The 18,959-nt window shown below is 72.7% G+C and carries 19 protein-coding genes; 12 read left to right on the top strand and 7 right to left on the bottom strand.

Going from position 1 to position 18,959, the window contains the following annotated elements; genetic code table 11:
* Window positions 1-85: 85 nt before the first annotated feature.
* Both DEJ21_RS10325 and DEJ21_RS10320 read left to right on the top strand, forming a co-directional pair.
* Window positions 86-424 carry a DUF3140 domain-containing protein gene (locus DEJ21_RS10325; RefSeq protein WP_071244508.1) on the top strand — a complete coding sequence of 113 codons (339 nt, stop codon included), beginning with the start codon at window positions 86-88 and terminating at the stop codon, window positions 422-424.
* A gap of 23 nt (window positions 425-447) precedes the next feature.
* Window positions 448-663: a hypothetical protein gene (locus tag DEJ21_RS10320; protein WP_138803199.1), complete on the top strand. Its 216-nt coding sequence runs from the start codon at window positions 448-450 to the stop codon at window positions 661-663.
* Between the two features lie 25 nt (window positions 664-688).
* On the opposite strand, the gene DEJ21_RS10315 is transcribed toward DEJ21_RS10320, so the two are convergent.
* Together DEJ21_RS10315 and DEJ21_RS18235 are read right to left on the bottom strand one after the other, a co-directional pair.
* Window positions 689-1,543: a family 16 glycosylhydrolase gene (locus tag DEJ21_RS10315; RefSeq protein ID WP_111224581.1), complete on the bottom strand. Its 855-nt coding sequence runs from the start codon at window positions 1,541-1,543 to the stop codon at window positions 689-691.
* 103 nt (window positions 1,544-1,646) lie between these two features.
* On the bottom strand, window positions 1,647-1,907 hold the full coding sequence (locus DEJ21_RS18235; RefSeq protein WP_071405277.1) for a hypothetical protein: 261 nt from the start codon (window positions 1,905-1,907) through the stop codon (window positions 1,647-1,649).
* A 75-nt stretch (window positions 1,908-1,982) separates the two neighbouring features.
* Here DEJ21_RS18235 and DEJ21_RS10310 point away from each other — a divergent pair, with 75 nt between their 5' ends.
* Window positions 1,983-2,945, top strand: a complete 963-nt coding sequence (locus tag DEJ21_RS10310; RefSeq protein WP_071405276.1) for an SDR family oxidoreductase — start codon at window positions 1,983-1,985, stop codon at window positions 2,943-2,945.
* Between the two features lie 253 nt (window positions 2,946-3,198).
* On the opposite strand, the gene DEJ21_RS10305 is transcribed toward DEJ21_RS10310, so the two are convergent.
* Window positions 3,199-4,425: a cobalamin-independent methionine synthase II family protein gene (locus DEJ21_RS10305; RefSeq protein WP_111224513.1), complete on the bottom strand. Its 1,227-nt coding sequence runs from the start codon at window positions 4,423-4,425 to the stop codon at window positions 3,199-3,201.
* 344 nt (window positions 4,426-4,769) lie between these two features.
* Between DEJ21_RS10305 and DEJ21_RS10300 the strand changes: the two genes are divergently transcribed.
* Both DEJ21_RS10300 and DEJ21_RS10295 read left to right on the top strand, forming a co-directional pair.
* Window positions 4,770-5,615 (top strand): DUF1684 domain-containing protein, encoded by an 846-nt coding sequence (locus tag DEJ21_RS10300; protein ID WP_111224512.1) that lies wholly within the window; start codon window positions 4,770-4,772, stop codon window positions 5,613-5,615.
* A gap of 121 nt (window positions 5,616-5,736) precedes the next feature.
* Window positions 5,737-6,759 (top strand): transporter, encoded by a 1,023-nt coding sequence (locus DEJ21_RS10295; protein ID WP_111224511.1) that lies wholly within the window; start codon window positions 5,737-5,739, stop codon window positions 6,757-6,759.
* Window positions 6,760-6,828: 69 nt separating this feature from the next.
* On the opposite strand, the gene DEJ21_RS10290 is transcribed toward DEJ21_RS10295, so the two are convergent.
* Window positions 6,829-7,389 (bottom strand): histidine phosphatase family protein, encoded by a 561-nt coding sequence (locus DEJ21_RS10290; protein WP_111224510.1) that lies wholly within the window; start codon window positions 7,387-7,389, stop codon window positions 6,829-6,831.
* Window positions 7,390-7,492: 103 nt separating this feature from the next.
* On the opposite strand from DEJ21_RS10290, the gene DEJ21_RS10285 reads away from it, so the two are divergent.
* The 3 genes from DEJ21_RS10285 to DEJ21_RS10275 are packed head-to-tail and all read left to right on the top strand — an operon-like array spanning window position 7,493 to window position 11,329.
* Window positions 7,493-8,785, top strand: coding sequence for an LLM class flavin-dependent oxidoreductase (locus tag DEJ21_RS10285; RefSeq protein ID WP_220036570.1), 1,293 nt, complete (start codon window positions 7,493-7,495; stop codon window positions 8,783-8,785).
* Window positions 8,775-10,190 (top strand): NtaA/DmoA family FMN-dependent monooxygenase, encoded by a 1,416-nt coding sequence (locus tag DEJ21_RS10280; RefSeq protein ID WP_111224509.1) that lies wholly within the window; start codon window positions 8,775-8,777, stop codon window positions 10,188-10,190. The genes DEJ21_RS10285 and DEJ21_RS10280 overlap by 11 nt, the downstream gene beginning before the upstream one ends.
* Complete coding sequence (locus DEJ21_RS10275; protein WP_111224508.1) at window positions 10,187-11,329, top strand: LLM class flavin-dependent oxidoreductase; 1,143 nt, start codon at window positions 10,187-10,189, stop codon at window positions 11,327-11,329. Before DEJ21_RS10280 ends, DEJ21_RS10275 begins: the two co-directional genes overlap by 4 nt.
* A 139-nt stretch (window positions 11,330-11,468) precedes the next feature.
* Here DEJ21_RS10275 and DEJ21_RS10270 read toward each other — a convergent pair whose 3' ends face one another.
* Genes DEJ21_RS10270 through DEJ21_RS10260 form a run of 3 tightly spaced genes read right to left on the bottom strand, consistent with a single transcriptional unit; the run spans window position 11,469 to window position 14,414 of the window.
* Window positions 11,469-12,485, bottom strand: a complete 1,017-nt coding sequence (locus tag DEJ21_RS10270) for a transporter substrate-binding domain-containing protein (protein ID WP_111224507.1) — start codon at window positions 12,483-12,485, stop codon at window positions 11,469-11,471.
* A gap of 40 nt (window positions 12,486-12,525) precedes the next feature.
* Window positions 12,526-13,299, bottom strand: coding sequence for an amino acid ABC transporter ATP-binding protein (locus tag DEJ21_RS10265; RefSeq protein WP_111046889.1), 774 nt, complete (start codon window positions 13,297-13,299; stop codon window positions 12,526-12,528).
* The gene (locus DEJ21_RS10260) at window positions 13,299-14,414 is read right to left on the bottom strand and encodes an amino acid ABC transporter permease (protein ID WP_111224506.1); all 1,116 of its coding nucleotides are present in this window, start codon (window positions 14,412-14,414) and stop codon (window positions 13,299-13,301) included. The genes DEJ21_RS10265 and DEJ21_RS10260 overlap by 1 nt, the downstream gene beginning before the upstream one ends.
* 154 nt (window positions 14,415-14,568) lie before the next feature.
* Here DEJ21_RS10260 and DEJ21_RS10255 point away from each other — a divergent pair, with 154 nt between their 5' ends.
* From DEJ21_RS10255 to DEJ21_RS10240, 4 genes are all read left to right on the top strand, one after another.
* Entirely contained in the window at window positions 14,569-14,820 is a 252-nt protein-coding gene (locus tag DEJ21_RS10255) for a DUF4287 domain-containing protein (protein ID WP_111224505.1), read from the top strand.
* A 113-nt stretch (window positions 14,821-14,933) separates the two neighbouring features.
* A complete protein-coding gene (locus tag DEJ21_RS10250) occupies window positions 14,934-15,941 on the top strand; it encodes a hypothetical protein (RefSeq protein ID WP_111224504.1) in 1,008 nt (335 codons plus the stop codon).
* A gap of 79 nt (window positions 15,942-16,020) precedes the next feature.
* Window positions 16,021-17,403 (top strand): alpha/beta fold hydrolase, encoded by a 1,383-nt coding sequence (locus DEJ21_RS10245; protein ID WP_111224503.1) that lies wholly within the window; start codon window positions 16,021-16,023, stop codon window positions 17,401-17,403.
* Complete coding sequence (locus DEJ21_RS10240) at window positions 17,400-18,950, top strand: GMC family oxidoreductase (protein ID WP_111224502.1); 1,551 nt, start codon at window positions 17,400-17,402, stop codon at window positions 18,948-18,950. The genes DEJ21_RS10245 and DEJ21_RS10240 overlap by 4 nt, the downstream gene beginning before the upstream one ends.
* Window positions 18,951-18,959 lie beyond the last annotated feature (9 nt).

Raw genomic sequence — 18,959 nt, 5'->3', positions numbered from 1 at the left:
TCACGAAACGCGCGAGGGGCTGGGCGCGGTCGGAGGGGCATCCGTCCTGCGCAGTCGTCCAGCACCGCCGGGTTTGCTCGACCGCATGAGCGAGCACGACGACGAGCAGACCCGAGCAGACTTCGACGACGCGGTGAACATGACCGCCACCGAGCTGCGGAAGTGGCTCGACACCGACGAGTCGAAGTCCGTCGGGCAGAAACCCTCGGGCGGCGGCGAGTCGACCGGACACGAGAGCGGGCGGCACATCATCCGCATCCTCGAGAAGCACAAGGCCGACCGCACCGACGACGACCTGGCGCACATGCGGAAGGTCGTCGGCTACGTCGCCCGGCACTCGGAGCAGCGGCCCGACGGCGACGTGCACGACACCCCGTGGCGGTACTCGCTCATGAACTGGGGCCACGACCCGGAGAAGCACTGACGGCATCGGGCAGAATGGGTGGCGTGAACGAGACGGGCATGCCGCGCTTCCGACGGATCTGGTCGACCGTGCAGGTCGGTGTCCTCGCGATCGCCGTCGCGTTCTGCGTCGTGATGCTCGTGATCGGGCAGGGCAAGCTCGACCGGGTCTACGCGGTCGCCGCGGTGTTCTTCGGACTCGCCCTGGTCGGGCACAGCACGTACCTGTGGCTCGTCGCCCGGGCGAACCGCCGTCCCTGACGCGCTTCCGCCTCGGCGATCGCGCCTAGCCGTTCTGGTGGACCCGCAGCCAGTCGACGGTCATCTGCTGCGGGAACCGTGTCGAGGCGTCGGGCGAACCCGGCCAGTTCCCGCCGACCGCGACGTTGAGGATCACGAAGAACGGCTTGTCGAACACCCACGTCGCCGAGCCGACGTCGGCCCGGGTGACCGTCCGGTACGCGACGCCGTCGACCGTCCAGGTGATCGAGCCGGGGCGCCAGTCGACCCCGTACACGTGGAAGTCGTCGGCGAACGCTGCTCCGGACGGGTTCGTGTACGCCGCCGAGATGCCCTGCGCGCCGGAGTACCCGGGCCCGTGCACCGTTCCGTGCACGATCCCCGGCTCGTACCCGACGTTCTCCATGACGTCGATCTCCCCGCACGCCGGCCAGCCGACCTGCCCGATGTCCGCGCCGAGCATCCAGAACGCCGGCCAGATGCCCTGGCCGCGGGGGATGCGGATCCGCGCCTCGATGCGGCCGTACTGCGCGGTGTAGGTGCTCTCGGACTTCAGCCGGGCCGACGAGTACGAGCCGTCGGCCTCGCGGTGTGCGGTGATCACGAGGTTGCCGGCACCGTCGAGCGCCGCGTTCCGCCGCGAGTCCGTGTAGGTCTGCAGCTCCGCGTTGCCCCAGCCGCCGGGGCCCAGGTCGTACCGCCAGATCCCGGGGTTCGGCGCGCTGCCGGCCGGGCCGTCGAACTCGTCGGCGGCGAGCAGCACGGGCGCAGCGGTCGGCGCCGCAGCTCCGGTCACGGCCTGCGCCGAGCCGTCCGGGATCGCCGTCGCGCCGAGGGCGGTCGTCGCGGCTCCGGCGAGTCCGAGCGTCATGAAGCGCCGTCGATCGATGTGCTGGTCCATGTCGTGCTCCCTGCAGCGCGATGGTGGTGTGGTCGTCGGATCATGCACCATCAGACCGCAGCTGAACAGGCCCACATCCCGCTTCGTCCGCGGGACGCACCGGTCAGCCGAAGCGCATCGCCAGCGGCACGAGCAGGCCTGCGACCCAGACGAGCACCATCACGAGGGCGCCGACCGCAATGAGCCGTCGGCGACGCCGCAGCTTCGGGCTCCGCTCCTCGCCCCACATCTGTGCACGGACCAGCACCCGGTTCGCCTGCTCGACGACCTTCCGCACCTCGGGGTCGTCGACGTCGAGGACACCGGCGCGGGCGTGCTCGGCGATGACCGCGGCTTCGTCGACGGTCAGGTCGTCCTTGCGCATGCTCCATCTTCGCACCGCGTGCAGGGGTACGACCCGGCTGTGCGGGAACGGACCACGGCCGGGTACCAAGGACACATGGGACATCGGTACCGCGGGAAGATCGTCGTCATCACCGGAGCATCGAGCGGCATCGGGAGGGCCGCCGCACACGAGTTCGCCCGGCAGGGCGCCACGCTCGTGCTCGCCGCACGCGGGCACGACTCGCTCGAGGCCGCAGCCGCCGAGTGCCGGAAGCTCGGCGCCGAGGCGATCGCGATCCCGACGGACGTCGCCGACGAGCACCAGGTCAAGGACCTCATCGGCACGGTGACGACCCGCTTCGGGCGCATCGACGTCTTCGTCGGCAACGCGGCCCTGTTCGTCTACGGCCTGTTCGAGCAGACCCCCACCGAGGCGTTCAAGCGCGTCGTCGACACGAACCTGTACGGGCACCTCAACGCCATCACCCACCTGCTGCCGCACTGGAAGCAGCGCGGGAAGGGCACCTACGTGCTCGTCGGCTCGATCCAGTCGCTGCTCTCGGCGCCGTACCAGTCGGCGTACGTGACGAGCAAGCACGCTGCGCTCGGCCTGGTCGACGTCCTCGGCGACGAGTTCGCGGGCACCGGCATCAAGTTCACCGCGCTGCTGCCGTCCACGATCGACACCCCGATCTACCAGAACGGTGCCAACTACACCGGCAAGACCTCGCACCCGCTCCCGCCCACCGTCTCCGTCGAGCGGGCCGGACGCGCCGTCGTGCAGGCCGCAACGCACCCCAAGCGCTACCGCTTCGTCGGACGCATCCAGGCATCGCTCGTGCCGCTGCAGTACGTGTTCCCGGGCCTGTTCCACAAGATCACGAAGCCGATGGTGGAGACGTTCGCGCTCCGTGGCAAGGGCGCCCCCACCGACGGGAACCTCTACGCCCCCGCCGACGCCGCGAACGCGACGGACGGCGGCTGGGTCGCGAAGCGACGGCGCGTCACGCGCCCCCTCGTCTGGCTCGGCGTCGCGGCTGCGGGCGCGGCCGTCGTGCTCGGCCGCTCGCGTCGGTAGACGCACCCGCTGACGGACGGGAGGCCCGGTGCCAGCCCGCACCGTGCCTCCCGTCCGTCTGTGCCTGCGTCCGAATCCGGGCGTACCTCCCCGAATCGGGCGTACCTCCCCAAACCGGGCGTATCTGCCCGAACCGGGCGTACCTCCCCGAATCGGGCGTACCTCCACGAAACGGGCGTACCTGCCGTGTTCTTCGTGGAAGGTACGCCCGATCCCACCGGGTATCGCAGCCGTTCTGGGAAGGAACGGGCGGCTAGAAGAGCTTCGCGCTCGCGCGCCGGGCACCCTCGCCGAGGGACTCGAGCTTCGCCGCGGCGATCTGCGGGTGCACGCGGCCACCGAGGCCACAGTCGGTGCCGGCGATCACGCGCTCGCGCCCGACCACCGAGGCGAACCGCTCGATGCGCTGCGCGACGAGGTCAGGGTGCTCGACGACGTTCGTGGCGTGGCCGACGACACCCGGGACGATGACCTTGCCCTCGGGCAGGGTGACGTCCTGCCAGACGGTCCACTCGTGCTCGTGGCGGGCGTTCGCGGCCTCGAACGAGTACGCGCCGGCGTCGATGTCGAGCATCAGGTCGACGATGTGGCGGAGTTCGATGTCGGTGGTGTGCGGACCGTGCCAGGAGCCCCAGCACAGGTGGAAGCGCACGCGGCTGGTGTCGAGGCCCCGCAGTGCGTGGTTGAGCGCCTCGACACGGATGCGGGTGAAGGCACGGTAGTCCTCGATGCTCGGCTCGGGGTTGATCTGGTCCCAGTTCTCGGCGATCGATGGGTCGTCGATCTGCAGCACGAGGCCGGCGTCGAGGATCGTCGTGTACTCCTCGCGCAGGGCGTCCGCCCACGCCCAGATGTGTTCTTCCTCGGTCGCGTAGTACTCGTTCGCGATGCGGGCGGCGGAGCCGGGGGAGAGCGCCGTGATGAAGCCGTTGTCGGCGCCGGCGGCCTCGACCGCGTGCTTGAGGTTGGCGGCGTCGGTGGCCGCGGCGTCGTGGCCGGTGTAGGTGATCGGGCCGGTGGTGGTCGGGAACGCGGTGGCGTTCTTGCCGGTGCCGATGCCCGACTCGGGGTCGGTGTAGGCGTCGTGGAAGATCGTCCAGTCGCGACGGTCCGGGAAGCTGGTCAGCTGCACGTTGCCCGGGCTCGAGCGGACCGGCTGCTGCGTGAAGATGTTCTCGTCGGTCAGGCTCAGCCCGCTGACGCGCTGGAACGAGTACCCCCACCAGGCGCCGTAGTCGACGCTGTTCGACATCGCCTTGCCGAACTCGCCGTCGCCGGGCTGCGTGATGCCGAGCGCGGTCTGCCGTGCGACGACGTCGTCGACGGCCGCGCTCGTCAGGGCACGGACCTCGTCGGTGGTCTCGAGCGTGAAGCCGTCGGCGGCCACGGGCCGTGCGGCGTTCGCGGCGATGAGCTCCGGGGTGCGGGGGAGCGACCCGGCGGTGGTGGCCTGGATGCGGTCGGTGTTCTCGAAGGGCATGCGCTGCCTTCCTCTCGATGGGTGCGGACTGTCGGGAGTCGGGGGCCGCGCGCGAGGCTTCGCGGTGCGCTGCAGTGCCACTCTGCCACGAGGCGTCGGGCTCGTTACGTTCCGCGACTGTGGCTGCGTGCGGACGCCGAACGACAGGGTCGATGTCGTACGACACCGACTCGGTCGCCTGTTGCGCGCGCAGACTGTTGCACGCGCGTGGGAACGACAGGGTCGATGTCGGACGACGTCGACGGTGTCGTTCCGCATCGGTCCGGCCACCGCCCGCCGCCCGCACGCCGACGCACGGCGACACGATCGTCGCGCCGCCGGGCCACGAGTCGTACGGTCGAACCATGAGCACGACGACCCCGACGAGCGACACCACCACGACCCCGACCACCTCGGCCGCACCGACCTTCGACGAATCGTGGACCACGTGGCACGACGACCACGAGCAGGCCCGGGCGAGCGAGCACGGCTTCCTCGCGATCACGAGCATCCGTTGGCTCACCGCGACGCCGGAACGGTTCGACGACGCCCCGGGCAGCTGGTCGACGGACGAGGACGGCCCGGTGGTCGCACTGGCCGACGACGAGACGATCGAGGTCGACGGACAGTCGGTCACCGGGACGCACCGGTTCGGCCCGCTGCCCGAGCGCTCGAGCACGAACGTGGTGTGGCAGAACGGCGACGAGACCGTGGTGATCGAGGTCGCCCGGCGCGGCGGCAGTGACCTGCTGCGCCCGCGGCACCCGTCGAACCCGACCCGCGTCGGCTACCCCGGCACCCCGGCGTACGCCCCCGCTGAGCGCTTCGTCGTGGACGCGCACTTCGAGCCGTTCGACACCCCGCGTGAGGTCACCGTCGGCAGCGTCGTCGACGGCCTGCTGCACGTGTACGAGGCCCCCGGCGTCCTGACGTTCGACCTCGACGGGCCACGGTCGCTCCTGGCGTTCAACGGGCACGCCGGCGGCCTGCACGTGCTGTTCACCGACCGCACGAGCGGGGTCACGACGTACGCGGCGAACCGGAGTCTCGACATCGCCGCACCTGATGCCGACGGTGCCACCCGCATCGACTTCAACCGGGCGACGAACCTGCCGTGCGCGTACACCCCGCACGCGGCCTGCCCGCTGCCGCCCGCCGAGAACCGGCTCGACGTGGCGATCGAGGCGGGCGAGCAACTCCCCGCATCCTGACCGCGGAGCACGCACGGCCCGCCGAGCACACACGGCCCGCGGGCATGCACGTCCCGCCGAGCACGCACGGCCCCCGGGCGCGCACCGGCGCAGTCGGCCCGTCCACGAGAATGGGGGAGCCATGCCACGACCCACCTCCCGCATCCCACTCAACACCCTCGCCGTCCCGTTCGGCCTCGCCGGCTTCGCCGAGACGTGGTCGTACGCCGCCCCCGTGCTGCACCTGCCCGCCGTGGTGCCGCAGGTGTTCTGGGCGATCGCGGCCGTCGCGGGGGTGTGGCTGCTCGGTGCGCACGCCGTCCGGGGCGCACGCGTCAGCGAACGGCTCGTCGACCAGCTCCGCCACCCGGCGCAGGGGCCGATCGCCGCGCTCGTGCCCGCGACCGCGATGCTGCTCGGCGTCGACCTCGCGCGGTTCGCCCCCGTCGCCGGGCAGGTCGTCGTGCTCGCCGCCGTGGCCACCGCGGCCGGGTTCGCCGCCTGGCTGCTGAGCACCTGGTTCGAGGGCCGGCTCGCCCTGGAGTCCGTGCACGGCGGCTACCTGCTGCCGACCGTCGCCGCGGCCCTGGTCGCCTCGGTGGCCACGCACGAGGTCGGCGTCGGCTGGTTGTCCTGGCCGGCCCTCGGCGTCGGCGTGTTCTTCTGGGGCGTCATGACCGGCCTGCTGCTCATCCGGCTGGCGTTCCGACCGGCGCTGCCGGGGCCGCTCGTGCCGACGATGGCGATCCTGGTCGCGCCGCCGGCGGTCGCCACCCTTTCGGTGTTCGCCCTCACCGACGGCGCTGTGACCCTGCCCGTGCAGGCCATCGTGGGGCTCGGGGTCCTGATGGTGCTCGTGCAGCTGGCCCTGCTGCCGCGGTACGTCCGCCTGGCGTTCTCGCTCGGGTTCTGGTCGTTCGTGTTCCCGGCCGCCGCGGTCGCCACCGCCGCGGTGGAGTGGTTCCGGGCACTCGCGCTGCCGTCCGCCTGGATCCCCACCACCGCGTTGCTGGCGCTGCTGAGTGTGCTCGTCGCGGTCGTCGGTGCCCGCTCGATCGGCCTCGCCGTGCACCACCTGCTCGGGCAGGCCGAGCGGACCCTGCACGACGCCGACGACGAGGACGCCGCCCCCGGCCTCGTGACGGGCGCGACGCGCGTGGTCTGACGAGCGGGGCGGTCGGGCCGCGCAGGCGGCGGACGGGAGGCCCGTGGCGGCCCCGCCCCGCGCCTCCCGTCAGGTCGCGGGGACGCGTCGCCAGCCGCTGGTCGCCCGCCAGGCGGGCGCGTCGAAGCGGAAGACGCTGCCCATGCCGGGCTGGTCGAGGGCGCGCGTGATCGGGACGCCGCGCAGGTGGGCCAGGAGCAGCGCACCGACCGCGCCGTGCGAGACGATCGTGACGTCGCCGGTGGCGCAGTGCCGGCGGACGGCCGCGACGATGCGCTCCTGGGCGTCGATCGCCCGCTCCCAGCCGCGGACCGACTGCTCGGGCTCCGCGAAGAACGCGTCGACGACGGCCTCGAACTCGGACGGCGGCAGGTAGCCGGTCGCGCTCCGGTCGATCTCGCCCAGCAGGGGGTCGTGCTCGACCGGCAGTCCGACGGCGCTGGCGAGCAGGTCGGCGGTCTCGACGGCCTTGCGCTCGGTGCTCGAGACGATCCGCCGGGAGACCGGTGTCCATGCGAGCCGGTGTGCGGCGGCGGCCCGGACGCGACCCTCGGGTGAGAGCCCCCACGACTCGATCGGCACCGCGGGGTCGACGACCACTTCAGCGTGGGTCAGGAACGACGAGACCATCCGGCGATCCTCGCACGGTGCGAGGTGCGTCACACGGCGACACCGTCGGTCACGTTCCGCAACACCGCTTCGGCGCCCGGCCGAACCGTCCTAGCGTCGCCCCATGACCGAGCCCGACCGCATCACCCTCGTCACCGCGCTGCAGGGCGCCGGCTGGCACCCCGGCGCCTGGCGCGCCGCCGGCCCGGCAGCGCACCGGCTCACGAGCCTCCGGCACTGGCGCGACGTCGTCGTCGAGCAGGACCGGCTCGGAATCGACGCCGTGACCCTCGAGGACTCCTTCACCGCCGGCCCCACCGACCCCGACGGCGACCTCGACACGTCGACCGTCGTCGGCCGCCTCGATGCCCTCCTGGTCGCGAACGCGGTCGCCCCGGCGACCCGCGCGATCGGTCTGGTGCCGACCGTCTCGGTCACGCACACCGAACCGTTCCACGTCGCCACGGGCCTCCAGACCCTCGACCACGTCTCGCTGGGGCGAGCCGGGTGGCGTATCCAGGTGAGCCCGACGACCCGCGAGGCCGCGCTGTTCGGCCGCCGACCCGGCGGCGACGACGCGGCCACGCTGTCCGCCGAGGCCCGCGAGGCCGCCGAGGTCGTCTCCCGTCTCTGGGACAGCTGGGACGACGACGCGATCGTCCGCGACGTCACGACCGGCCGCTTCATCGACCGCGACCGCATCCACGACGCGGCGTTCTCCGGCTCGTTCGTGTCGGTGCACGGCGCGTCGATCGTGCCGCGGTCGCCGCAGGGGCGACCGCCGGTCTTCGCGCTCGCGCACCGCTCCGACGCGGCAGCGTTCGCGGTTGATGCTGCGGACGTCGTGCTGGTCACGCCCGGCTTCGACGGCCTGGGCCCACGCCAGCCGGTACCCGACCGTCGCGAAGCGGCGGGCGGGCCGAGCTGGTGGGGAGAGGCGCGGGACACGCTGGCACTCGTCCGTGACGCCGAGCAGGCGGCCGGGTCCGACGTCCGTCGTCCGGTCCTCGCGGACCTCGCGGTGCTCATCGGGTCGTCGCCGGCAGCCGCCGCCGACGAGCTCGCCGCGCTCGACGCGGCAGCGGGCGCTCCGTACGCCGTCGGCTCCGGGTCGGACACGTCCGTCCTCGCGACGACGGTGCCGGACCTGGTGGCACGGATCGCGGACCTGCGGGCCCTCGGGTACGCGGCGTCCGGCTCCGTCCGCTGCGCATCCCGATCGACTCGACCGCCATCGCGCGGCAGCTCGTCCCGGCGCTCGTCACCGCGGGGCTCCGCGCCGACGTGGCGTCCCGTCACACCGCCGACCTGCGCACGCGGCTCGGCATCGCGCCGGCGGTCAGCCGGTACGCGCGTCCTGCCGTCACCGGTTCCGGTGTCGGTTCCGTCTCCTCGGGGGTCTCAGCATGAGCGCTAAGCGTCAGGTCCACCTCGCCGCCCACTTCCCGGGCGTCAACAACACCACCGTCTGGAGCGACGACCGCGCCGAGAGCCAGATCGCGTTCTCGTCGTTCGAGCACTTCGCCCGGAACGCCGAGCGGGGGCGCTTCGACTTCCTGTTCCTCGCCGAGGGGCTGCGGCTCCGCGAGCAGAAGGGTCGCATCCACGACCTCGACGTCGTCGGGCGCCCGAACACGCTCGCGATCCTCGCCGCGCTGGCCGGCGTCACCGACCACATCGGGCTCGTCGGCACGCTGCAGACGACCTTCAACGAGCCCGTCGAACTCGCGAAGCAGCTCGCCACGCTCGACCACCTGACCGACGGCCGCGCCGGCTGGAACGTCGTGACGAGCTCGGACGCGTTCCACGGCGCGAACTTCCGCCGCGGCGGGTTCCTCGACCACGCCGACCGGTACACGCGGGCCGCGGAGTTCGTGGAGCTGTCGCGTGAGCTCTGGGACTCGTGGGAGTCGGACGCGATCGTCGCGAACGGGTCGGGCGCCGCCGGGCCGGGCGCCGCCGGGGCGCTGGCCGCCGGGGCGCTGGCCACCGGCGTCTTCGCCGACCGCTCCCGCATCCACGACATCGACCACCACGGCCCGCAGTTCGACGTGACCGGCACGTTCCCGGTCCCGCGCAGCCCCCAGCGCCACCCGGTGATCGTGCAGGCCGGCGACTCCGACGAGGGCCGCGACCTCGCCGCCGGGCACGCCGAGGTGGTCTTCTCGCTGCACACCGAGTTCGACGACGCGCAAGCGTTCTACCGCGACGTGACCGAGCGACTCGAACGCGTCGGCCGGTCGAAGGACGAGCTGCAGATCCTGCCCGGCGCGACGTTCGTGCTCGGCGACACGGCGGACGAGGCCGAGGAACGTTCCCGGGCGATCCGCCGCGCCCAGGTGAGTCCGGCGACCGCGATCGCGTTCCTCGAACAGGTGTGGAACCGCGACCTGTCGTCGTACGACGTCGACGGGCCGTTGCCCTCGATCGAGCCGGACCTCGAGAACGCCGACATCACCCGTGGCCGCGTCCGCCACACCCGCGACGTGCCCGCATTGGTGCAGTCGTGGCGCGACCTCGCCGCGGCCGAACACCTGTCGATCCGTGACCTGGTCATCCGCGCCTCCACCCGTGGCGGCTTCGTCGGGACGCCCGCACACATCGCCGCCGAGATCGACCGGTACGTGCAGGAACGCGCCACCGACGGGTTCGTCGTCGTGCCGCACACCAACCCCTACGGGCTCGACGAGTTCGTCGACCGGGTCGTCCCGCTGCTGCAGGAGCGCGGCGTCTACCGGCAGTCGTACGACGAGGGCGCCACGCTCCGCCAGACGCTCGACCTGCCCGGACGGGTCCTCGACCGGCAGCGGATCCTCGCATGAGCCGGGTCCCGCTCTCCGTCCTCGACCTCGTGCCGGTGAGCAGCGGGTCGACACCGGCCCAGGCCCTGGCGAACACGGTCGACCTGGCCGTCGCCGCGGAACGTGCCGGGTACGCCCGCTACTGGCTCGCCGAGCACCACCTCAACCCCGGTGTTGCCGGCAGCGCACCGACCGTCGTCATCGGTGCGGTCGCCGCAGCCACCTTGAACATCCGGGTCGGCAGCGCCGCGACCCTGGTCGGCAACACCCGCGGGCTCCAGATCGCCGAGACCTTCGGCACGCTCGCCGCGCTGTACGGGCCGCGCATCGACCTCGGGCTCGGCCGCTCAGGAGCACCAGCACCGGGCGCCCCGAAGCCGCCGTCGCTCGCCCCGCGGACCGACCGGGTCGTCGACGGCCTGCTCGTCCCCGCGCCGTTCGAGTTCCGCATCGCGCCGGGCAGCAGGTTCGCGCTGCACGGTGAACTGCTCGGCCGAGTGCCCGGGGACGTCGACCGGTTCGAGGGCGAACTCGACCTGATCCGCGGGCTGTTCGCCGGCACGTGGTCGCGGGACGATGCTGTCGTCGAGGCGCCCCCGGCCTCCGGCGCACCCGTCGAGCTGTGGATCCACGGCTCCACCGGCGGCGAGAGTGCCCGGATCGCCGGCGCGCTCGGCCTGCCGTACGGCGCGAACTACCACACGTCCCCGGGCACGGTCCTGGCGTCGGTGCAGGCCTACCGCGACGCGTTCCGCCCGGGCGTGCTCGACGCGCCGCACGTCATCGTGTCGGCCGACGTGCTCGTTGCGCCGACCGCGGCCGAGGCGGACGAGCTCGGGCTCGGGTACGCCCAGTGGGTGCACTCGATCCGCTCCGGCGTCGGGGCGATCGAGTACCCCACCCCGGACCAGGCTCGGGAGCTGCGGTTCCCCGCTGAGGCCGAGGCGTCGGTGGCGGACCGGCTCGCGACGAGGTTCGTCGGCGACCCGGCACACGTCGCGGACCGGCTCGAGACGCTCCGGCGGGTCACGGGCGCGGACGAGTTGCTCGTCACGACGATCGCGCACGACCACGACGCCCGGGTGCGCTCCTACGAGCTGCTCGCTGCGGAGTGGGCGGCGCCTGTCGTCGAGGGGGAGTCCGCTCTGGCTGCGCGATAGCTCGCCGCGTGCGCATGTTCCGACGTCCCACCTGTCGTTCGACGGGTGGGACGTCGTTCGTTGCGCACGCATCGGGTGCGTGCCCCGCACGCACGACACCCCCGCGATCACGACGGCCACGGGGGTGTCACGGCACACCTCAGCTGTTGTCGAGCGGCAGACCCTCGGGGTTCACCTCGGACGTCTTCACGGCCTCGTTCGACAGGTTGTAGGCCGCGAGCCACTTCGCGTAGGTGCCGTCCTCGATCAGCTCGTTGATCGCCGCCGCGACGGGCTTCGCGATGCCGCTGCCCTGCCTCGTCGTCGCGGCGATGAGCCCCTGCAGTGACGAGCCGGCGCCGGAGTACGTGCCCGCGGTCGTCGTCTCCTTCGCGGTGCCCTTGCTCTGCGTGTTCTGGTAGGCGATCGTCGGGTTCGGGCCGAAGTAGGAGTCGATCTTGCCCGAGTCGAGCGCGAGCTTGATCGCGTTGCCGTCCGGGTAGTACTTGATCGTGAAGTCCTCGCCCTTCGCCCGGAGTTCCTTCTGCCACTCGAGCAGGATGTTCTCCTGGTTCGTGCCGGAGCTGACGGACAGGGTCTTCCCGGCGAGCACGGACGGGTCGCCGTCGAAGCGCAGCGAGCTCGACGCCAGCACCTGGAACGCCAGGTTGTCCTCCCGGTACGAGGCGAAGTCGTACTTCTCCTTGCGATCCTCGGTGACCGTGACGTTCGAGAAGCCGGCGTCGTACTTGCCGCTGTCGATGCCGACGAACAGGTTGTCCCACGTGGCGTTCTGCACGTCCGCGCGCAGCCCGAGCTTCGCGGCGACGAGCCGTCCGAGGTCGGGCTCCGAACCGGTGATCGTCTTCTGGTCGTCACCGGTGAAGGCGAGCGGCGGGAACCCGGCGGGCAGGGCCCCCACGCCGATCGTGAGCTTGCCGGACTTCCGGACCGCGGCGGGGAGCGCGTCGTGCAGCTTCGTGTCCTCGGTGACCTCGACGGTCGTCTCCTTGGCCGCACCGTTCGAGGCGGCGCCGATGGTGACGGACCCGTCGGGTGCGCCGCTCGTGTCGGCGGAAGCGCCCGCGGAGCACCCGGCGAGGGCGACGACGACGCCGGCTGCGAGGACGAGGAAACCGGCGCGGTTGCGCCAGCGGGACGGGGTGATCGTGGACATGGTTCTCCTTGGGGTGCGTGCGGGGATCAGGGGTCAGGGGTCAGCGGACGCGGGACAGGAAGTCGCGCGTGCGGGTGTGCTGCGGGTGGTCGAGCACCTGGGCCGGCGGCCCCTGCTCGACGACCCGCCCGTGGTCGAGGAACACGACGTGGTCGGCGACCTCGCGGGCGAAGGCGATCTCGTGCGTGACGATCACGAGCGTGGTGCCCGTGTCCGCCAACCCCCGGATGACGCCGAGCACCTCGCCGACGAGCTCCGGGTCGAGCGCCGAGGTCGGCTCGTCGAGCAGGACGACCGACGGCTCGAGCGCCAGGGCCCGGGCGATCGCGACGCGCTGCTGCTGCCCGCCGGACAGCTGTCGGGGGCGGGCGGAGCCGCGGTCGCCGAGTCCGACCCGATCGAGCAGGGTCTGAGCCCGCGCTCGGGCCGTGGCGACGGGGACCCCGGCGGCGATCGGCCCCTCGGCGACGTTCTCGAGCGCGGTGAGGTGCGGGAACAGGTTGAAGTGCTGGAACACGAACCCGATCCGGGCACGCTGCCGCAGGATGTGCCGCTCGGGCAGCTCCTTCCAGCGGGGGACCCCGTCGCGGCCGGTGCGCAGGCGGACCCCGATGGGCTCGTCGCCGACGGTGACGACCCCGCGGTCGAGCGGTTCGAGGTGGTTGATCGCCCGGAGCAGCGTGGACTTGCCGGAACCGGAGGGGCCGAGGACGACGGTCACGCTGCCGGACGGCAGCGACAGGTCGACGCCGTCGATGACGACGCTGTCCCCGAACGCCTTGACGGCCCCGTGGATCGCGATGGCGGCGCTCATCAGATGCTCCTGTCGTCGACGGTGGAAGCGGACCCGGACGCGACCGCGCGCTCGGCGGCGGCTGCCTGTGTGCGGCGACCCGCGCCTCCAGGCCGTCCCGGACCACGTCCGGTCCCGCCGCCCCGCAGCGCGCTCCGCACCCGCTGCCACGGTGTCGGAGGCAGCGCACGGACCGACCCGCGAGCCGTCCAGCGCTCGACGTAGTACTGCACGATCGAGACCGCGCTGGTGAGCACGAGGTACCAGATGGTGGCGACGACGAGCAGCGGGATGATGTCGCCCGGGTACGTGCTCGACAGGTTCTGCACCACGCCGAACAGGTCGAGCAGCGACACGTAGAACAGCAGCGACGAGGCCTTCAGCAGGCCGACGACCTGGTTCACGAACGCCGGGACGATCGACCGCAGCGCCTGCGGCATGATCACCCGCACGAACTGCCGGCGACGGGGGAGCCCGAGCGCCTGCGCGGCCTCGTGCTGGCCGTGGTCGACGGCGAGCACCCCGGCACGGACGATCTCGGACGCGTAGGCGATCTCACTGAGGCTCAGCCCGATGACCCCGATCGCCAGGTCGCCGAGCAGGTTCGCGGTCGGCATCTCGAACTGCGGCCCGAAGGGGATCCCGATGCCGATGGTCGGGTACAGCGACCCGAGGTTGTACAGGAAGACGAGCACCAGGATGAGCGGCACCGACCGGAACAGCCACACGTACCCCCACGCCAGCCCGGACAGCACCGGGTTGTGCGACAGCCGGGCGACGGCCACCAGGATCCCGCCGGCGAAGCTGATCACGGCGCTCAGCGCGGTGGCGGTGAGCGTCAGCTGCAAGCCGGTCAGGACCGCCGGACTGAACAGCCACTTGCCGACGGCCGGCCAACCCCACTGCTCGTTCGTGAACAGCGTCTCGCCGAAGTTCAGCAGCACGACGAGCACGAGGGCCGCGGCGATCCACCGCAGCGGGTGCCGCAACGGCACGACGGAACGGTCGAGTGCGGCGTGTCCGGCCGCGTCGATGGTCGCGGTCTCCGGCCTGGAGGCGCGGCTCGCCCCGGTCGTCCGGCCCGCGTCGTCGACGCTGGTCGCCTCCCACTGCGGGGCCCTGGTGGTCTCGGTCATGTCGCGACCGTAGGAGGGCCGGCCGACGCCGACAACGCCTCGCGCAACACCCCGCCACGCGACGCAACACCCGGCCATCCGGCGCAACGCGGCGTCACGAAACGGTGTCCTGCGTGAGGTTCCGTGACGGCTGACGGAGCGCTACCGTTGCGCCATGACAGCGCATCGTGTGACCGCCCCGGTGCCCCCGGCGGACGGCACCAAGGTGAAGGGTCCGGCGTCGTACTTCCCGAGCATCGAGGCGACGTACGGGCGCCCGGTGCAGGAGTGGCTCGACCTGGTCGCCGACCGGCTCGACGACCACCCGCACATGGAGGTCGTCGGGTGGCTCAAGGCCGAGCACGGCCTCGGGCACGGGCACGCGAACGCCCTGGTCGCCTACGTGAAGCACGCGCTGGCCTCCTGAGCGGTTTTGCGTGGTGTGGTGCCGCGGCGGTGTCGGTCGCGGTGCGTGGTGCGGCGGTGTCGGTCGCGCCGCGTGGTGCGGCGGGTGTCGGTGGTCGTTCCTAGCGTGGGGGCGTGGCCGAACCCGTCGATGCGTGGTGGCGCCGCCGACAGTGGTCGCGCGGCGAAGCGGTGCCGTACGCCGTCGGACAGTTCCGCGCCGACTGGGCGCCGTACCCCGTGCTCATCCGGCAGTACCACCCCGACTGGAACCACGGCGTCGTCCTGACCCAGGTCCCCCCGGCGGCCGAGGTCCTGCTCACCTGGGAGTGCGACGTCGGGCACGTCTTCGTCGCGACCCCGTCAGAACAGCGGTCCCGCCCGGGCCGTGAACGCCGCCGCTCCGTGTGGTGCCCCGAGTGCGCGGTGCAGGCCCAGCCGCAGCGGTGGCCGGTGCTGCCGTCGGACTGGCCGCAGGCCGTGCCGGTGCCGCAGCGGGTCGTCCGGAGTGCCGGACGACAGACGCTGCCGGCGGCTCCGGTGCGCGGGGTCCCGGCCGGAGCCGTCGCGTCGAGCCGTTCCCGGTCCCGTCGGCCCGTCGCCGGCTCCGCCAGCGCGGCCGGCTCGGCAGGGGCGGCCCGTGGTGCACCACGGCGGAGCGCCCAGTCCGTTCCCCGCACGATCTGCCCGAAGACCCCGCGGCTGCCGTCGGGTGAGTCGTTCACGAGCGTCTGCGCCCCGGCGACGGCCTCGGCGGTCGAGGCCGAACTCCGGGGCATGCTGTCCGAGCGGTTCGCGTTCACCTACGACCACTCCGCCATCCGACTCGACCGCCCGTTCTTCGACCACGTCGAGGCCTGGCCGGACATCATCCTGCCCGAGCTCCGCGTCGCCATCGAGTACGACTCCACCGGTCGGCACGGCCTCGAGCACGTCGGCCCGCGGCAGGAGACCGACCGGAAGAAGGACCGCGCCGTCCGCGCCGTGGGGTGGGAGGTCGTCCGCATCCGCACCGGGCGGCTCCCCGCGCTCGGCCCGTACGACCTCCAGGTCTCGGGGATCTCCGGCCGGACCGTCGACCGGCTGGCGGACACCCTGCGCGAGCTCCGGGGCGCGCTGTTCGTCGACGCGTACGCCCGGTGACGCCGACGATCGGGGTACACGCACGACCCGCCGGGGTACGGCCCGGCTGGGAGCGGTCGCGAGCGACGGGTAGGTATACATGGTGATCACCGTCTTCTGTCTCCACGCCCTCGGCGCGAGTTCCGAGGAGTTCGCGCTGCTGCGCGCCGAGCTCCTCGGTGACCTCGACCTGATCGGCATCGACCTGCCCGGCTTCGGCCGCAGCCCGGCGTCGTCCGGCACCACCGTCGAGGAGATGGCCGTCCTGGTGGAGCGCGCGATCGGGGCGAGCGGCTCGACGGAGTGGATACTCCTCGGACACTCGATGGGCGGCAAGGTCGCCACGGTGGTGGCCGACCGCACGATCTCCGGCGCGAACGGCCTGTTCGGGCTGCGGGCCGTGGTGCTCCTCGCCGCGTCCCCGCTCGCTCCGGAGCCGATGGACGACGACCGCCGCTGGACGATGCTCTCGTGGGCTGCCGGTGGCCCGATCGGTGCCGAGGACGCCGAGGAGTTCGTCGCCGCCAACACCGCGTCGCCCCTGGCGCCTGCGCGGCACATCGCGGCGGTGCAGGACGTCGAGCGGACCGACCCCGCCGCCTGGACGGACTGGTTGTCCCGCGGCAGCCGCGAGGACTGGTCGGACGCAGCCCCGAATCCCGTGCCGGCCCTGGTGCTCGCCGGTGCCGAGGACGGCGACCTCGATGCCGACGCCCAGCGCCGCCTGACCCTGCCGCACTGGCCGAACAGCGAGCTCCACGTCGTCGAAGGCGCCGCCCACCTGCTGCCCTGGGAACAGCCCGAGGCCGTGGCCGAGCGCATCCGCGACTTCTGGCAGCGCCGGGTCACGGGGTCGCCGGTCGTCCCCGTGGAGCACGCCCGCGTGATCGCCTCGCCGCGGGTCAGCGCCCGCACCCGGGGCCTGCTGGCCCAGCGCGCCCTGCCCGACGACCCGGCCGCCGCACCCCACGCGCTGACGCCGACACAGTTGGACACCCTGCGCGCCGTCGCCCGGATCGTCGTCCCGCAGCCCGGCACCGACCAGGTCGACCTGGCACTGCGGGTCGACGCGCAGCTCGCCGCCGGGCTCGGCGACGGTTGGCGGCCGGACGGCCTGCCGGTGGACGCCGAGGCCTACCGTGCCGCGCTCGACGTCCTCGCTGCACCCGCCCGCGACGGCGTGCTCGACCAAGCCCTCGAGTCCGTGGCTGTCGGGCGGTACCGCGCCGACGGCGACCTCGACGCCGAGCAGCTGCGCGCGTGGTTCGAGGACGCCAGCGTCGACCTCGTGAAGCACTGGCTCGCACACCCCGCCACCATGGCCGCCATCGACTTCGACGGCTACGCGAACGGCGGCGACGGCGTCCGCAAGCAGGGCTTCCAGCTGCTCGCGGCGGGCGAGCGCGAGGCCTGGGAACCCGAGGCCCCCGCCGGCACCGCCACCACGATCGACACCGCACCGACGACCGGAGCTGCACGATGAGACTCGACGGACAACGCACGTACGGCACGGACGACGTCGTCGACGTGGTGGTGGTCGGCACCGGGGCCGGGGGAGCACCGCTCCTCGCATCGCTGGCCCGCCGTGGCCTGACGGTCGTCGCGCTCGAGGCCGGCCGAAACACCGAGCCGGGCGACCACGTGCCGGACGAGGTCGCCGCCCCCGGTGACATCAACTGGATGGACGAGCGGCTGAGCGGCGGCGGAGCCCCCACGGCCTTCGGCCCCAACAACAGCGGCACGGGCGTCGGCGGGTCGACGCTGCACTGGGGCGCGTTCACCCCGCGGCCGAGCGAGCACGACCTGCGGCTGCGGACCGAGAGCGGCGCGGGGCAGGACTGGCCGATCAGCCACGCGGAACTCACCGGCTGGATCGAGCAGGTCGAGCACGACGTCGGCGTCGCCGGCCCCGAGCACTACCCGTGGGACCCCTCCCGCCGGTACCGGATGCGCCCGCCGGCCCGGAACGCCTCATCGGACATGATGATGCGCGGCACCGCGGCCGCCGGGATCACCGCGACCGACGCCCCGGTCGGCCTGACCACCGAGGACCGGCACCAGGAGCACCACGGGCTGCGCCAGGCCTGCGTGTCCTGCGGCTCGTGCCACCAGGGCTGCCGCAACGGCTCGAAGGTGTCGATGGACACGACCTACCTGCCGGCCGCCGTGGCGTTCGGTGCCGAGATCCGTCCGGAGTCCTTCGTGCACGGCATCGAGCTCGACGCGGCGGGACGGGTCGAGGCGGTCCTGTACACCGCCGACGGCCGCGAGCACCGTCAGCGCTGCCGGACACTCGTCCTCGCCGCGGGCGGTGTCGAGACGCCGCGACTGCTGCTGCACACCGGTGTCGCGAACGGCAGCGGACAGGTCGGCCGGAACTTCACCGCACACGGAGCCACCCAGGTGTGGGCGCGGTTCGACGAGTCGATGCGCTCGTACCGCGGGTACCCGTCGTCGATCATCACCGAGGACTTCGTCCGACCGGCGGACGCCGACTTCGCGGGCGGCTACCTCATCCAGAGCCTGGGCGTGCAGCCGCAGACCTTCGCGACCTCGCTGGTCCGGGGCGGCGGACTCCGCGGTGCCGAGCTCGTCCGGGCCCTGCAGGACTACCCGTTCTCGGCCGGCGTCGGCATCAACGCCGAGTGCCTGCCGTACGACGACAACCGCCTCGAGCTGACCGACGAACTCGACGAGCACGGTGTCCCGCGTGCTCGGGTGTCCTTCACCCCCGGGTCGAACGAGGAAGCGATCCGCCGCCACGCGGTCCGCACGATGACGACCATCGTCGAGGCTGCCGGTGGGCACGACGTCCGGGTGCTCGAACGCACGGCGCACACCATCGGCACCGCGCGGATGGGCACGGACCGCGAGACCTCCGTCGTCGACCAGGACGGCCGCTCGTGGGACGTCCCGAACCTGTGGATCGCCGACAACTCGGTGTTCCCGAGCGCGGTCATCGCCAACCCGGCGCTGACGATCATGGCGCTCTCGCTCCGCACCGCCGACCGCATGCTGCAGGCCGCCTGAGCAGGAGCC

This window comes from Curtobacterium sp. MCSS17_006 (assembly GCF_003234215.1).
Lineage (GTDB): Bacteria > Actinomycetota > Actinomycetes > Actinomycetales > Microbacteriaceae > Curtobacterium > Curtobacterium flaccumfaciens.
Note: the sequence above shows the minus strand (reverse complement) of the source record. Positions and strands in the feature narration are given on the sequence as shown.